Source organism: Pseudomonas sp. AK-TSAG1-1 (genome assembly GCF_056821665.1).
Genome location: NZ_CM165965.1, coordinates 3,276,288 through 3,291,405, shown reverse-complemented (window position 1 = coordinate 3,291,405; position 15,118 = coordinate 3,276,288). Strand labels below are relative to the sequence as shown.

Below are 15,118 nucleotides of genomic sequence, written 5' to 3'. Positions count from 1 at the left end.
CTAAAAAAACAAAGAAAGTGAGTGGTGAACATGGACGTACGCATCAAGCCGGCAGCGGTCGGCACCCTGTTGCTCGCAGTTTCCATCGCGCAAGCCAATGCGCAGTACCTTGAAACCGGCAAACCCGGTGATCCGGCCAGTTGGCGCAGCGCCGAATTCCAACGTGACTGGGGCCTTGCGCGGATGCAGGCCGATCAGGCCTACGCCGCCGGGATCACCGGCAAAGGCGTGAAGATCGGCGCCCTCGACTCCGGCTTCGATGCCGCCCACCCCGAGTTCGCCACCGACCGCTATCACCCGGTGCTGGCGTCAGGCAGTTACGTCGACGGTTCGCTGTTCAGCGTCAACGGCACCCTCAACCCCAACAACGACTCCCACGGCACTCACGTGGTCGGCACCATGGGCGCGAGCCGTGACGGCAACGGCATGCACGGTGTGGCGTACAACGCGCAGATCTTCGTCGGCAACACCAACAAGAACGACAGCTTCCTGTTCGGCCCCAAACCCGATCCGCGTTATTTCAAAGCGGCGTACGACGCCCTGGCCGATGCCGGCGTGCGCGCAATCAACAACAGTTGGGGCAGCCAGCCGCCGGATGTCAGCTATCGCACCCTGGCTGATCTGCACGCAGCCTATGCCCAGCACTGGAATCAGGGCACCTGGCTCGATGCGGCGGCGGATGTCTCGCGACGCGGCGTGATCAACGTGTTCAGCGCCGGCAACAGCGGTTACCCGAACGCCAGCGTGCGCTCGGCGTTGCCGTACTTTCAGCCGGATCTTGAGGGCCATTGGCTGGCGGTCTCGGGACTGGATCAAAGCAATCAGCAGAAGTACAACCAGTGCGGCATCGCCAAATACTGGTGCATCACCACGCCGGGCGCGAAGATCGACAGCACCATCCCCGGTGGCGATTACGCGATCAAGTCCGGCACCTCGATGGCCGCGCCGCACGCCACCGGGGCACTGGCGCTGGTGATGGAGCGCTACCCGTACATGAACAATCAGCAGGCCCTCGAAGTGCTGCTGACCACCGCCACGCAACTCGACGGCTCGATCACCGCAGCGCCAACCGACCGGGTCGGCTGGGGCGTGGCCAACCTGAACCGGGCGATGCACGGGCCGGGACAATTGTTGGGGGCATTCAATGCCAATCTGGCCGCCGGGCAAAGCGATGTGTGGAGCAATGACATCTCCGACAAGGCCTTGCTCCAGCGTCAGGGCGAAGACCTCGCCGAACACCGTGCCTGGCAGCAAACCCTGCAGGACAAAGGCTGGCAGAACGGCGTTGCGGCCGGCGCCAGTCAGCAGGATCAGACTGACTACGCGGTGGGCATGGCCCGTGATGCCGCAGCGGCGACGCGGGTCTATCAGGGCAGCCTGATCAAGTCCGGAGCAGGGCGCCTGCTGCTGACCGGCGACAACACCTTCCGTGGGCCGACCACGGTCAATGGCGGCTTGCTCAGCGTCAACGGTTCGCTGGCCTCGGCGGTGACAGTCAATGACAGCGGCACAGTGGGCGGGTCCGGGCGGATCGGCTCGCTGACTGCCAACAGCGGTGGCCGCGTGGCTCCGGGCAATTCGATCGGCACCTTGAATGTGGCCGGTGACGTGACCTTTGCCCCGGGCGCTACGTACGCGGTCGAGTTGTCGCCGACCAGCAGCGACCGCATCGTTGCCGGCGGCAGCGCGAGCATCAGCGGCGCTACCGTCAGTCTGTCGCTGGAAAACAGTCCGACCCTGCTCAGCACCACCCAGGCCCGAAGCCTGCTTGGCCACTCGTACGACATTTTGCAAGCGGCCGGTGGTATTCAGGGCCAGTTCGGCGCGGTGCTGCCCGACTACCTGTTCATCGGTGGCAACCTCGACTACACGGCCAACGCGATTGAGCTCAACATCCAGCGCAACGCCACCTCGTTCGCCAGCGTCGGACAAACCCCGAATCAGCGCGCGGTGGCGGTGGCCGTCGAGGGGCTGGGCGCCGGCAATTCGGTGTACGAAAGCCTGCTGCTGTCGGCAGATGCCGCCTCCGCGCAACAGGCATTCCAGCAACTGAGCGGGGAAATCTACCCGGCGCTCGGCTCGATGCTGATCAATGACAGCCGCCAGTTGCGCGATACCGTCGGCGAACGTCTGCGCGATGCAAGCACCACGCAAGGCAACGGCTGGGTCAAGGCACTCGGCGCCTGGGGCTCGACTGACTCCGGTTCTGATACCTCGCGCTACAGCACCTCGATCGGCGGCTTGCTGGCCGGCGTCGATGGCGCGCTGGACGAGCAGACCCGCATCGGTCTGGTTACCGGTTACAGCGACAGTTCGCTGAACATGGGCTCGGGCACGCATTCGTCGGCTTCGGTCGACAGCTATCACCTGGGCGCTTACGCCGGTCACGACATTGGCGCTTGGCACCTGAGCACCGGCGCGGCCTACAGCTGGCATCGCGCCGACGTCAAACGCGATCTGCAATACGGCGACGTCAGTGCGAAACAGAAAGCCAAGGTCGATGCAGCCACCACTCAGGTCTTCGGTGAAGCGGCTTATCGCCTGAATCTGCAACCGGTCGCACTGGAGCCGTTCGCCAACCTCGCTTATGTGCATGTGGATACTGACGGCTTCACCGAAAAGGGCGACGCAGCGGCGCTGAAAAGCTCTGGCGAGCAGCGGGATGCGGTGCTCAGCACCCTCGGCGTGCGCGCGGTGAAGACGTTCAATCTGTCGACGCAACAATCACTGGACGTCAGCGGCCACCTGGGCTGGCAGCACAGCTTGAGCGACATCGACGCCGAACAGCATCTGCGTTTTGCCAGCGGCAGCACACCGTACGCGATAGAGAGTTCGGCGCTGGTACGCGACGCCGCACTGGTCGGCGTGCAGGCCAGCCTGGCGTTGAGCAAGGACGTGCGGGTCAACCTCGATTACAACGGCCAACTGGCCAATCGCGAGAAGAGCCATGGCGTGGGTCTGAGCCTGAACTGGCAGTTCTGAACAATCCCGGCAGGCCCCGTGAACGCATACACACATTTGTGGTGAGGGGGTTTATCCCCTCGCCACAAGAGTTGATTCCCAGGCCCAGGTGAGGTGCTGGTAGACGGATTTTTCGCAACAACACTAAGGAAGGTCGCTGGATGAATAAGAATAATACCCCCGCGCAAACGGGTGGTCGCTTCGCCATGAAAACCCTCAACGGCGCCATGCTCTGCGCGCTGGCTACCTGGGGCACTGCATACGCTGCGCCTTACGTGGAGAACGGCCGCACGGGCGATCCCGCCAGTTGGCGCAGCGCCGAGTTCAAGGCGGAATGGGGCCTGGGCGCGATTGGTGCCGATTACGCCTACGCCGCCGGCTACACCGGTAAAGGCGTGAAGCTCGGGATCTTTGACCAGCCGGTGTACGCCGCGCACCCGGAATTCTCCGGTAGCAACAAGGTCATCACCTTGGTCACCAGCGGGATCCGCGAGTACACCGACCCGTACATTCCGGTCAAAGCCGGCGATGCGTTTCGTTATGACGGTTCACCCTCGGTCGGCTCCGACGGCAAGCTCGGTGCCCACGGCACCCACGTCGGTGGTATCGCGGCCGGCAGCCGTGACGGCGGGCCGATGCACGGTGTGGCGTTCGGTGCGCAGATCATCAGTGCCGACAACGGTGACCCAGGCCCGGAAGACGGCATCGTCCGTGGCAACGACGGCGCGGTGTACAAGGCCGGTTGGGATGCGCTGATCGCCAGCGGTGCGCGGATCATCAACAACAGCTGGGGCATCGGCATCACTGACCGCTTCGACCTCGGTGGCCGCGACCCGGCGCATCCGCACTTCACCGTCAACGACGCGCAATTGCAGTTCAACGAAATCCGCACCTTGCTCGGCACCAAGCCCGGCGGTGCCTACGACGGCGCCATCGCCGCCGCCCGCAGCGGCATCGTGACGATTTTCGCCGCCGGCAACGATTACAACCTGAACAACCCGGACGCCATCGCCGGCCTCGGTTACTTCGTCCCGGACATCGCGCCGAACTGGATCACTGTCGCCGCGTTGCAGAAGAACCCGGATCAGGCCAGCGCCAACCCGTACATCATGAGTACGTTCTCGTCACGTTGCGGCTATACCGCGAGTTTCTGCGTCTCGGCGCCGGGCACGCAGATCTACAGCTCGATCATCAGCGGCACCAACGCCGACAACCTGACCACCGGCTACAAAAACTACAATGGCACCTCGATGGCCGCGCCGCATGTGGCCGGCTCGATGGCGGTGCTGATGGAGCGCTTCCCGTACATGACCGGCGATCAGGTCGCCACGGTACTGCGCACCACGGCCACTGACCTCGGCGCACCGGGCATCGACGCCTTGTACGGCTGGGGCATGATCAACCTGCGCAAGGGCATTGATGGCCCGGCGATGTTCGTCACCGAGAAAGACATCCCGCAAGAGTTCCGCATCCAGGGTGCCTACGGCTCCGGGCAATTTGTCGCCGACTTGCCGGGTATCGGCGCGATCATTGACAAGGGCAAGCCCACCGAACGCGTGTGCAACGACATCACCTGCGGTCTCGACACCTGGCGCAACGACATTTCCGGTCACGGCGGCCTGACCAAACAGGGCATCGGCACACTGGTGATGACCGGCAACAACACCTACAGCGGCCCGACCCTGGTCAATCAGGGACGTCTGGCGATCAACGGTTCGCTGGCCTCGGCGGTCACCGTGAATGAGAGCGGCATCCTCGGCGGTAACGGCCATATTGGCGCACTGACCGCGAAAAGCGGCGGTACTGTCGCGCCGGGCAATTCCATCGGTACGTTGAACGTGGCCGGGGATGTGACCTTCGAGCAGGGTTCGACCTACGCGGTGGAAGTGTCGCCGACCAGCAGCGACAAAATCGTGGCCGGTGGCAAAGCGGTGATTGATGGCGCGACTGTCAGCCTGTCGCTGGAAAACAGCCCGACGTTGCTGACCACCACCGAAGTGAAAAGCCTGCAGGGCGCTCAGTTCAACATTCTGCAAGCGGCCGGTGGCATTCAAGGCCAGTTCGGGCAAGTGTTGCCGAACTACGCGTTTCTCGGCGGCACCTTGGCGTACTCGGCGAACGGCGTGCAGCTGGACGTGGGGCGCAACGGTGCATCGTTCGCCAGTGTCGGCCTGACGCCGAACCAGCGTGCGGTCGGCGCGGCTGCCGAGCGTCTGGGCGCGGGCAACGCGTTGTACGAAACCCTGCTGCTGTCGCCGAATGCGGCCTCGGCGCAACAAGCCTTCCAGCAACTGTCCGGTGAGATCCACCCGGCCATTGGCACCCTGCTGATCAACGACAGCCGCTACCTGCGTGAAGCGGTGGGCGAGCGTTTGCGCGAGCGTGATCTGTTCAATGCCAACGCGCCGACCGACGATCGCAGCAACGCCTGGGTCAAGGTCCTCGGTTCGTGGGGCAAGAGCGATGGCGGGCATGAAAATGCCGACTCCAACAGCTCTATTGGCGGCTTGCTGGCCGGTGTCGACGGCTTGATTGCTGAAGATACTCGTCTGGGTTTCGTTACTGGTTATAGCGACAGCTCGTTGAACATGGGGGGCGGCACGCATTCGTCGGCCTCGGTCGACAGCTACCACCTGGGTGCATACCTGGGGCATCAGATCGATGCATTGCGCTTGACTGCCGGTGCGGCTTACAGCTGGCATCGCGTGGACGTGAAACGTGATCTGCAGTTCGGTGGCGTCAGTGGCAAGGAGAAAACCAAGCACGATGCCGCAACCACCCAGCTGTTCACTGAAGCGGCTTACGATCTGCGCCTGCAACCGATGAATCTGGAGCCGTTCGCCAATCTGTCGTACGTGCACCTGAACACCGAAAGCTTCACCGAGAAGGGTGATGCGGCGGCGCTCAAGGGCGGTGAAGACAACCGCGATGTGGTGCTGTCGACCCTTGGCGTACGCGCCAAACGCACCTTTGCGCTGTCGGAAAAACATCAGCTGGAACTGGGGGCCACCCTCGGCTGGCAGCACAACCTGAGCAGCGTCGATGCTGACAGCCACCTGGCTTTCGCCAATGGCAACAGCGCGTTCAATGTGCAGAGCGTGTCGATGGATCGTGATGCCGCAGTGGTCGGTGTGCGCGCCGGGCTGGCGCTCAATCGCGATGTCCGGGTAAACCTGGATTACAACGGACTGATTGGTAACAACGAGAAGGACCACGGTGTGGGTCTGACCCTCGACTGGCAGTTCTAAGGGAGTACTGGCAGCCCCGCAGGGGGCTGCCGTTTTTGAAGGAAGAGAGAGCACAACATGGGATTGTTCGATTACAAAAATGCCGATGGCAAAGCGTTGTACAGCGACGCCATTGCGCTGACGCTGTATGCCTACACCCCGACGGGCCAGCCCTTGCCGGCGACCGCCTGGAAGCCGGTTGCCGCGACGGCGCTGGGCTACCAGGGCAAGGTCGGGGCGCAAGGCACGTTCTTCGGCGAGAAGGACGGTTTCACCAGCGCCGAGGCTGAAGTGCTCGGCAAGTACGACGCGGCCGGCAAGCTGGTCGGTATCGGTGTGGCCTTTCGTGGCACCGGCGGGCTGGGCTACAGCGACACCTTCGGCGACATGAAGAACAACCTGCTGGCCGCCATCGGACCGTCGGATTACGCGAGTCAGTACGCGAAAAACGCCTTCGACAACCTGCTCAAGGCTGTCGCTGCGTTCGCCATTGCCAATGGCATCGCGGCCAAGGACGTGCTGTTCAGCGGTCATAGCCTCGGTGGTCTCGGGGTCAACAGCGTGGCCGAGTTGAGCAGCAGCAACTGGGGAGGCTTCTTCAAGGACGCCAATTACATTGCGTTCGCCTCACCGACCCAGAGCAGCACCGGCAACAACGTGCTGAACATCGGTTACGAAAACGATCCGGTGTTCCGTGCGCTGGACGGCACCACCTTCAGCAGCGGTTCGCTGGGCAAGCACGACGGACCGCACGAGTCGACCACCGACAACATCGTCAACTTCAACGACAACTACGCGTCCACCGCGCAGAATCTGGTGCCGTTCAGTATCGTCAATCCGCTGAACTGGTCGGCCCATGGCTCATTGGGCTATGCCGATGGCCTGAACCGGGTGATCGATTCGACGTTCTACAACCTGACGCACAAGGACTCGACCATCATCGTCTCCAACCTGGAGCAAGCGTCCCGGGGCAAGACCTGGGTCGAGGATCTGGGGCGCAGCGGCGAGCCGCACACCGGCAGCACCTTCATCATTGGCACCAACAGCAACGACTGGCTCAAGGGTGGGGCGGGCAATGACTTCCTCGAAGGGCTGGGCGGCGATGACCGCTTCCGCGATGACGGCGGTTTCAACATCCTGCTCGGTGGCCAGGGCCACAACACGTTCGAACTGCAGAAACCGCTGCAGAACTTCAGTTTTGCCAACGACGGTGACGGCACCCTGTACGTGCGCGACGCCTACGGCGGCATCAGCATGACCCGCGACATCGGCGCGCTGGTGAGCAAGGAGTCGGGTTCGTGGTGGGGCAGCAAGGAAATCACCTGGGGCGTCACTGCCAAAGGCCTGACCAATGGCAGCGTACTGACTCAGTACACCCATTCGCTCAACGGCGATGCGTACGGCAACGCGCTGCACGCCAGCGCTGACGGTGACTGGCTGTTCGGTCTGGGCGGTGATGACAAACTGATCAGCGACAAGGGCCACGTGACCTTCGTCGGTGGCGCCGGCAACGACGTGATGACCGCCGTGGGTGGCAACAACACCTTCCTGTTCAGCGGCGCGTTCGGCTTCGACGCGATCAATGGCTATCAGGGCAGCGACAAACTGGTGTTCATGGGGGTCGAAGGTGCGGGGCAGGGCTATGACTACAAGCAGCATGCTGCGCAGTCCGGCGCTGATACCGTGCTGAAGATTGGCGAGTATGCCGTGACCCTGGTCGGGGTTGGAGTGGCTAACCTGTCGGACGCGTCTTTCGTCTTCGCCTAAGCAACAAATGTGGGAGCGAGTCTGCTCGCGAGTGCGGTGTGTCAGTTGAAGTATTCGTACCTGATACACCGCCTTCGCGAGCAGGCTCGCTCCCACAGGTTTGACGTGTAAGTAGTGAAAATGCTCCGGGGCGTGCCCGTGAGGGGCGCCCTGGCTGTGAGCTATCTCTGACAATTCCAACAAAGAGAGAGGCAATAGCAATGGGTGTGTATGACTACAAGAACTTCGGCACAGCCGATTCCAAGGCATTGTTCAGCGATGCCATGGCGATCACGCTGTATTCCTACCACAACCTCGATAATGGCTTTGCCGCCGGATATCAGCACAACGGATTCGGTATCGGCCTGCCCGCCACGCTGGTCACGGCGCTGCTCGGCGGCACCGATTCGCAAGGGGTGATTCCCGGTATTCCATGGAACCCCGACTCGGAAAAACTTGCCCTCGATGCGGTGAAAAAGGCGGGCTGGACACCCATCACTGCTTCGCAGTTGGGTTACGACGGCAAGACTGACGCCCGGGGAACCTTCTTCGGCGAGAAGGCCGGTTACACCACCGCGCAGGTCGAAATCCTCGGCAAGTACGACGCCCAGGGGCATCTCACGGAAATCGGCGTGGCCTTTCGCGGCACCAGCGGCCCGCGGGAAAACCTCATCCTCGACTCCATTGGCGACGTGATCAACGACCTGCTGGCAGCCTTCGGCCCCAAGGATTACGCCAAGAACTACGTCGGTGAAGCGTTCGGCAATCTGCTCAACGATGTGGTGGCGTTCGCCAAGGCCAACGGCCTCACCGGCAAGGACGTGCTCGTCAGCGGCCACAGCCTCGGCGGGCTGGCGGTCAACAGCATGGCCGACCTGAGTGGCGGCAAGTGGGGCGGGTTCTTCGCCGATTCCAACTACATCGCCTACGCCTCGCCCACCCAGAGCAGCACCGACAAAGTGCTCAACGTCGGTTACGAAAACGATCCGGTATTCCGCGCCCTCGACGGCTCGACCTTCACCGGCGCCTCGGTCGGCGTGCACGATGCACCCAAAGAGTCGGCCACCGACAACATCGTCAGCTTCAACGATCACTACGCCTCGACGGCGTGGAATCTGCTGCCGTTCTCGATTATCAACATCCCCACCTGGATCTCGCACCTGCCCACCGCGTACGGCGACGGCATGAACCGGATCATCGAGTCGAAGTTCTATGACCTCACCAGCAAGGACTCGACGATCATTGTCGCCAACCTGTCGGACCCGGCGCGGGCGAACACCTGGGTGCAGGACCTGAACCGTAACGCCGAAACCCACAAGGGCAGCACCTTCATCATCGGCAGCGACAGCAATGACCTGATCCAGGGCGGCAGCGGCAACGACTACCTCGAAGGTCGCGCCGGCAACGACACCTTCCGTGACGGTGGCGGCTACAACGTCATCCTCGGCGGCGCCGGCAACAACACCCTCGACTTGCAGCAATCGGTGAACAAGTTCGACTTCGCCAACGACGGTGCCGGCAATCTGTACATCCGCGACGCCAACGGCGGGATCAGCATCACCCGCGACATCGGCAGCATCGTTACCAAGGAGCCCGGCTTCCTCTGGGGCCTGTTCAAGGACGACGTGACCCATAGCGTGACGGCCAGCGGCCTGAAGGTCGGTAACAACGTCACGCAGTACGAGTCCAGCGTGAAGGGCACCAGCGGCGCCGACACGCTCAAGGCGCATGCCGGGGGTGACTGGTTGTTTGGTCTGGAGGGCAATGACCACTTGATCGGCGGCGCCGGCAACGATGTGTTTGTCGGTGGCGCCGGCAATGACCTGATGGAGTCGGGGGGCGGGGCGGATACGTTCCTGTTCAATGGCGCATTCGGTCAGGACCGGGTGGTCGGTTTTACGTCCAACGACAAACTGGTGTTCCTCGGCGTGCAGGGCGTGTTGCCGAACGACGACTTCCGCGCCCATGCCGCGACGGTTGGACAGGACACGGTACTGACGTTTGGCAATGACTCGGTGACGCTGGTCGGGGTGGCGCTCAACAGTCTGCACGCCGATGGCGTTGTGATCGCCTGAGGTTGAGGTGGCGCCGGTAAGGGCCTCTTCGCGAGCGGGCTCGCTCCCACACTGGATCTGTGTCGTTGACATAGCCCCTGGGGAAGCGAGCCTGCTCGCGGAGAATTTAACTCGGTATTAGAAGTGACTCGACAGCCACTCCCTGACTCAAAAGCTCTGCAAACAGCAGAAGCGGCCTAAAGCCAGCACGTGCACACACGTTCTATAGCTAGCTGCCATTGAGTACAGGAGATGCACACGTGAGAAGGTTCAAGGGGTATGTCGGGATTGTCGGACTGGCGCTGTTATCGGCCAATGCCTGGGCCGATCTGCCTCCAACCTCGATTCTGAGCCGTTACGGGATCAGCAGCGATCAACTGCCCAAGCCGGCGAAGACCGAAGCGGTCGAGCCGGTCGAAGAGAAAAGCCTGTTTCAGATCCAGCCCGAACAGCCATTCGTGACGTTTCGCCGGGGTGACGACAAACAAGCGCAAGCCACCGGCAACCTGAGCATCGACCGCATGACCCAACAGGATCTGGAGCGCTGCCGACGTCTGCAAACAGAACTGGCGCGCCGGGGCGAACAGTATTTCAGCTGCGATAACAGCATCGTGGGCCTGCCTGCTTTCGATTAACACCCACAATGCTTGTCGGATAACGCTCCCCTGTAGGAACCTTCGGCAACTCCTACAGGGTTATCGGGTGGTCAGTCTTCCTTGCGCACCGTTGCCACTTCATCGGAGCGGACCTTCACTTTAGCCCCGGAAATATCCTCGAACTCATAGAAACCGTCCTTGTTCTTGGTTTTCGGCATGTCCTTGGTCAAATACTGAGTGCCGTTCTGCAAGGTCACGACGGTCGGCGTCGAGCAGCCGGCCAATGCCAGCAGGGCCGCTACCGCCAGGGGAAGACCCAGAGTCTTGATGTTCATACCCACCTCAAATACCTCATTGCATATGAATTGACCGTCTTTGGTCTCTAACGCGGTTGGTGCCATCCAGCCGGGAAAAGTTCGATGGCACCCTGAAAAAATTCCGATTGCCGCTGCCATTGATCTTTTTCCGTTTGCACGCGACGGGGCAGAGCTGGTATCTGTACGCATAACCAGTACTCGCTCGCCATGGCCCTGAATTCCCGTGACTGCCAACCCCCTCGACGATCCGTTCTATTACCTCAACAACTTTCGCCAAGTGCTTGATTGGCTTGAGCTTCGCTATGCCGATGTGATGAGTGAATCCGAGCACGGGTTTATCCGCGACTTCAAGACACTGGCACGTCCCTCACAGGGTTTGCTGGTGCGCATGGTCATGCGCAAGGGCGTGCATTTTCGCCTCGGCAAGCTCGACTACCCGGAAATCGGTGACATCAACGACGCCGCGCAACCGTTGCTGAGTCACGGCTGGCTCGACGATCAGGCGTTGTTAACGGTGGCCGAGGTGTTCGACGTGCTGCTCAAGGCCGAACTCCTGCAGGCCTTCGGTAGCCTCATCGAGCAACCCAAGGGGCGCAAGGATGACTGGCTGTCGATACTGACCGAGCAGTTCAACGAACCGCGCAGTCTGTGCGACTGGGCGCCGACGCTCGACGAGCGCTTGTTCAGCCTGTCCATCATGAACCTGTGCGACCGCCTGCGTCTGATGTTCTTCGGCAACCTGTATCAGGACTGGTCGGAGTTCGTGCTTGCCGATCTCGGCATTTTCACCTATGAGAAAGTCGAGTTCTGCGCTGACTCCCGCGGCCTGCGCAGTCGCGAAGACGTTGACGCCTGCCTGTTCCTGCATCACTGCCAGTTGCGCTTCGAGGCCGGCGAACCGCTGGAAACCATCGTCGAACAGGTCACTGCGCTGCAGTTTGCCAACCCGTGGCTGCAACGCCGGCGCGGCAAGGTATTGTTCCAGATCGGCCAGTACTGCGAACGCATCAGCGAATTTGCCCTGGCCCTGAGCATTTACCGCGAATGCGCGTACCCCGGTGCCCGGCAGCGAATGATCCGGGTGCTGGAGCGTTGCGGCGAATACGCACTGGCGCTGGAACTCGCCACCCTCGCCGAGCAGGCACCGCAAAGCGCCGCCGAGCAGCAGAGCCTGCAACGGATGCTGCCGCGACTGCGGCGCAAACTCGGCGGGCCGCCGCTCAAACGGGCAGCACCGCGACCGGTTGAGCGCCTCGACCTGCAACTGTCGCGCACCGACCCGGGGCTGTCGGTGGAGTACTACGTGCAGGCGCATCTGCACGAAGACGCCGGCCCGGTGCACTACGTGGAAAACAGCCTGATCAACTCGCTGTTTGGCCTGTTGTGCTGGCCGGCGATCTTCGCGCCGCTGCCGGGGGCGTTCTTTCATCCGTTTCAACGCGGGCCGGTGGACCTGCTCAATGAGGACTTCCAGCAACGCCGCGCCGATCTGTTCCGGGCCTGTCTCGACGAACTCGACGACGGCCGTTATGCCGCGACCATTCGTGAGCGCTTCGTGGCCAAATGGGGCGTGCAGTCGCCATTCGTGTTCTGGGGCGCGTTGAACGAAGAGCTGCTTGAGCAAGCGCTGGCCTGTCTGCCGGCCGAACACCTCAAGCACTGGTTCAATCGCCTGCTGCTCGACATCAAGGCCAACCGCGCCGGCATGCCGGACCTGATCCAGTTCTGGCCGCAACACAAGACCTACCGGATGATCGAGGTCAAAGGTCCCGGTGACCGCTTGCAGGACAATCAGATGCGCTGGCTGGAGTTCTGCCACGAACACCAGATGCCGGTCGCAGTGTGTTACGTGCAATGGGCGGAGCAGAGCGCTTGAGCTACAGCATTGCGGTGCGCGCGCTGTGTGAGTTCACCGCCAAGACCGGCGACCTCGACTTGCGTTTTACCCCCTCGCCGACAGCGCTCGAAGGCATGCTCGGGCACCGCACCGTAGCCTCGCGGCGCAGCGACAAATACCAGAGTGAAGTGGCGCTGGAAGGCGAGTTCCTGCAACTGAAGGTCAAGGGCAGGGCGGACGGCTATGACCCGGCGCAAAACTGCCTGGAAGAAGTCAAAACCTATCGCGGCGACCTGAGCAAACAACCGGCCAACCATCGCCTGCTGCACTGGGCGCAGGCGAAAATCTACGGCTGGTTGATGTGCCGCAAGCTTGCGCTTGAGCAGATCAACCTGGCGCTGGTGTATTTCGACATCGTCAGCGAAAAGGAAACCTGCCTGGTCGAGGCCTTCAGCGCGTCCGCCTTGCAGGGCTTTTTCGAGCAACAGTGCCGGTTATTCCTCGACTGGGCCGAACAGGAAATGGCCCATCGCGAGGCGCGGAATCTGGCCGCGCAGACATTGGCTTTTCCCCACGCGGACTTTCGCCCGGGTCAGCGGCATCTGGCCGAATCAGTGTTCAAGGCCGTCAGCATCGGCCGCTGCCTGATGGCCCAGGCGCCCACCGGAATCGGCAAGACCCTCGGCACGCTGTTCCCGCTGCTCAAGGCGCTGGCGCCGCAGCAACTGGACAAGGTGTTCTTCCTGACCGCCAAGACCCCGGGACGCAAGCTGGCACTGGATGCCAGCCAGGTGTTGTTCGATCAGGGTGAAAACTTGCCCTTGCGGGTGCTGGAGATGGTCGCCCGGGACAAGGCCTGCGAGCATCCGGACAAAGCCTGTCACGGCGATTCCTGCCCGTTGGCCCAAGGCTTTTATGACCGACTGCCCGCCGCCCGGGAGGCGGCCAGCCGGGTCCGTCTGCTCGATCAGGCAGCGATGCGCGATGTTGCCCGTCAGCACAGCGTGTGCCCGTATTACCTGAGCCAGGAAATGGCCCGTTGGGCCGACGTGGTGGTCGCGGACTACAATTATTACTTCGATTTCAGTGCACTGCTGTTCGGTCTCGCCCAGCTCAATCAGTGGAAAGTTGCGGTACTGGCCGACGAAGCGCACAACCTGGTCGAACGTGGGCGGTCGATGTACAGCGCCAGTCTCGATCAGGCCGCGCTGGCCAGCGTGCGCAAATCGGCTCCCGAAGCCCTGAAGAAATCCCTGCAACGGGTCAACCGTGAATGGAACGCACTGCATCAGCCACAACTGGCCCCGTATCAGGCCTACGACAAGGCCCCGGAGAAACTGCTGCAAGCGGTTTCCCTGTGCAGCGCGGCCATTGGCGATTACCTCAACGATCATCCGCAGGGACTCGACAGCGCCCTGCAGACCTTCTATTTCGACATGCTGCAGTTCGGCCGGGTGGCGGAGCTGTTCGACGAGCATTACCTGTTCGATATCAGCAAGCGCGACCTCGACCGTAAACGGCCGTTGTCACAGCTGTGCCTGCGCAATGTGGTGCCGGCCGCGTTCATCGGCCCGCGCCTGAACGCGGCGCGCAGCAGCGTGCTGTTCTCCGCGACGCTGAGCCCGCGGCACTATTACGCCGACTTGCTCGGCACGCCCGCCGACACAGTATGGATTGACGTTGAGTCACCGTTCAGTGCCGAACAGTTACAGGTGCAGATCGTCAGCCGGATTTCCACGCGCTTCAACCACCGCCAGGCGTCGCTGGAGCCGATCGTCGAACTGATCGCCCGCCAGTTCAGTGAGCGCCCGGGCAATTACCTGGCGTTCTTCAGCAGCTTCGATTACCTGCAACAGGTGCTGACACTGCTCGCCGAACGCCATCCGCAGATCAACCTGTGGCAACAGTCCAGGGGCATGGCCGAAGGGCAGCGTCAGGCGTTTCTCGACCAATTCACCGCCGAGAGCCAGGGCGTCGGCTTCGCCGTGTTGGGCGGTGCATTCGGCGAGGGTATCGACTTGCCCGGGGCACGTCTGATCGGAGCGTTCATTGCCACCCTGGGCCTGGCCCAGCTCAACCCGGTCAACGAGCAGTTGAAGCGGCGCATGGCGGCGATTTTCGGCAGCGGTTACGACTACACCTATCTGTATCCGGGCGTACAGAAAGTGGTGCAGGCTGCCGGCCGGGTGATTCGCACGCGCCAGGATCGCGGTGTGGTGATGCTGATTGACGACCGGTTTGCCGAACCGCGTATCCAGCAATTGTTGCCGCGCTGGTGGTGCCTCGGCGCGGACTCTTCCTTAGATCACGCCGTGAATTGAAGCGCGTTTGCACCTTCCCAACGCGCCGGATTGCCGCATACTTGTACCAGGAAAAAAAC

General features: G+C 62.1%; 8 protein-coding genes. 7 read left to right on the top strand and 1 reads right to left on the bottom strand.

The genetic code is table 11. The annotated features are described in order from the left end of the window. Nucleotides 1–30 precede the first annotated feature (30 nt). The 5 genes from eprS to AC1UK9_RS14545 all read left to right on the top strand — a co-directional run bounded on the left by eprS (nucleotide 31) and on the right by AC1UK9_RS14545 (nucleotide 10,623). Nucleotides 31–2,982 (top strand): autotransporter serine peptidase EprS, encoded by a 2,952-nt coding sequence (eprS, locus tag AC1UK9_RS14565; protein ID WP_482577774.1) that lies wholly within the window; start codon nucleotides 31–33, stop codon nucleotides 2,980–2,982. A gap of 140 nt (nucleotides 2,983–3,122) precedes the next feature. Further along, complete coding sequence (locus tag AC1UK9_RS14560) at nucleotides 3,123–6,209, top strand: autotransporter domain-containing protein (protein WP_482577772.1); 3,087 nt, start codon at nucleotides 3,123–3,125, stop codon at nucleotides 6,207–6,209. Nucleotides 6,210–6,266: 57 nt separating this feature from the next. After that, nucleotides 6,267–7,955 carry a polyurethane esterase gene (locus AC1UK9_RS14555; protein WP_473015814.1) on the top strand — a complete coding sequence of 563 codons (1,689 nt, stop codon included), beginning with the start codon at nucleotides 6,267–6,269 and terminating at the stop codon, nucleotides 7,953–7,955. Nucleotides 7,956–8,155: 200 nt separating this feature from the next. Then, nucleotides 8,156–10,009 carry a polyurethane esterase gene (locus AC1UK9_RS14550; protein WP_482577771.1) on the top strand — a complete coding sequence of 618 codons (1,854 nt, stop codon included), beginning with the start codon at nucleotides 8,156–8,158 and terminating at the stop codon, nucleotides 10,007–10,009. Nucleotides 10,010–10,248: 239 nt separating this feature from the next. Then, nucleotides 10,249–10,623 carry a hypothetical protein gene (locus tag AC1UK9_RS14545; RefSeq protein WP_025109635.1) on the top strand — a complete coding sequence of 125 codons (375 nt, stop codon included), beginning with the start codon at nucleotides 10,249–10,251 and terminating at the stop codon, nucleotides 10,621–10,623. A 71-nt stretch (nucleotides 10,624–10,694) separates the two neighbouring features. Here the strand turns inward: AC1UK9_RS14545 and AC1UK9_RS14540 are convergent, their stop codons facing one another. Next, entirely contained in the window at nucleotides 10,695–10,919 is a 225-nt protein-coding gene (locus AC1UK9_RS14540) for a YgdI/YgdR family lipoprotein (protein WP_025109636.1), read from the bottom strand. 205 nt (nucleotides 10,920–11,124) lie between these two features. On the opposite strand from AC1UK9_RS14540, the gene AC1UK9_RS14535 reads away from it, so the two are divergent. Both AC1UK9_RS14535 and AC1UK9_RS14530 read left to right on the top strand, forming a co-directional pair. After that, a complete protein-coding gene (locus AC1UK9_RS14535) occupies nucleotides 11,125–12,777 on the top strand; it encodes a VRR-NUC domain-containing protein (protein WP_482577768.1) in 1,653 nt (550 codons plus the stop codon). Continuing rightward, the gene (locus AC1UK9_RS14530; RefSeq protein ID WP_482577766.1) at nucleotides 12,774–15,059 is read left to right on the top strand and encodes an ATP-dependent DNA helicase; all 2,286 of its coding nucleotides are present in this window, start codon (nucleotides 12,774–12,776) and stop codon (nucleotides 15,057–15,059) included. Before AC1UK9_RS14535 ends, AC1UK9_RS14530 begins: the two co-directional genes overlap by 4 nt. Nucleotides 15,060–15,118: the final 59 nt, after the last annotated feature.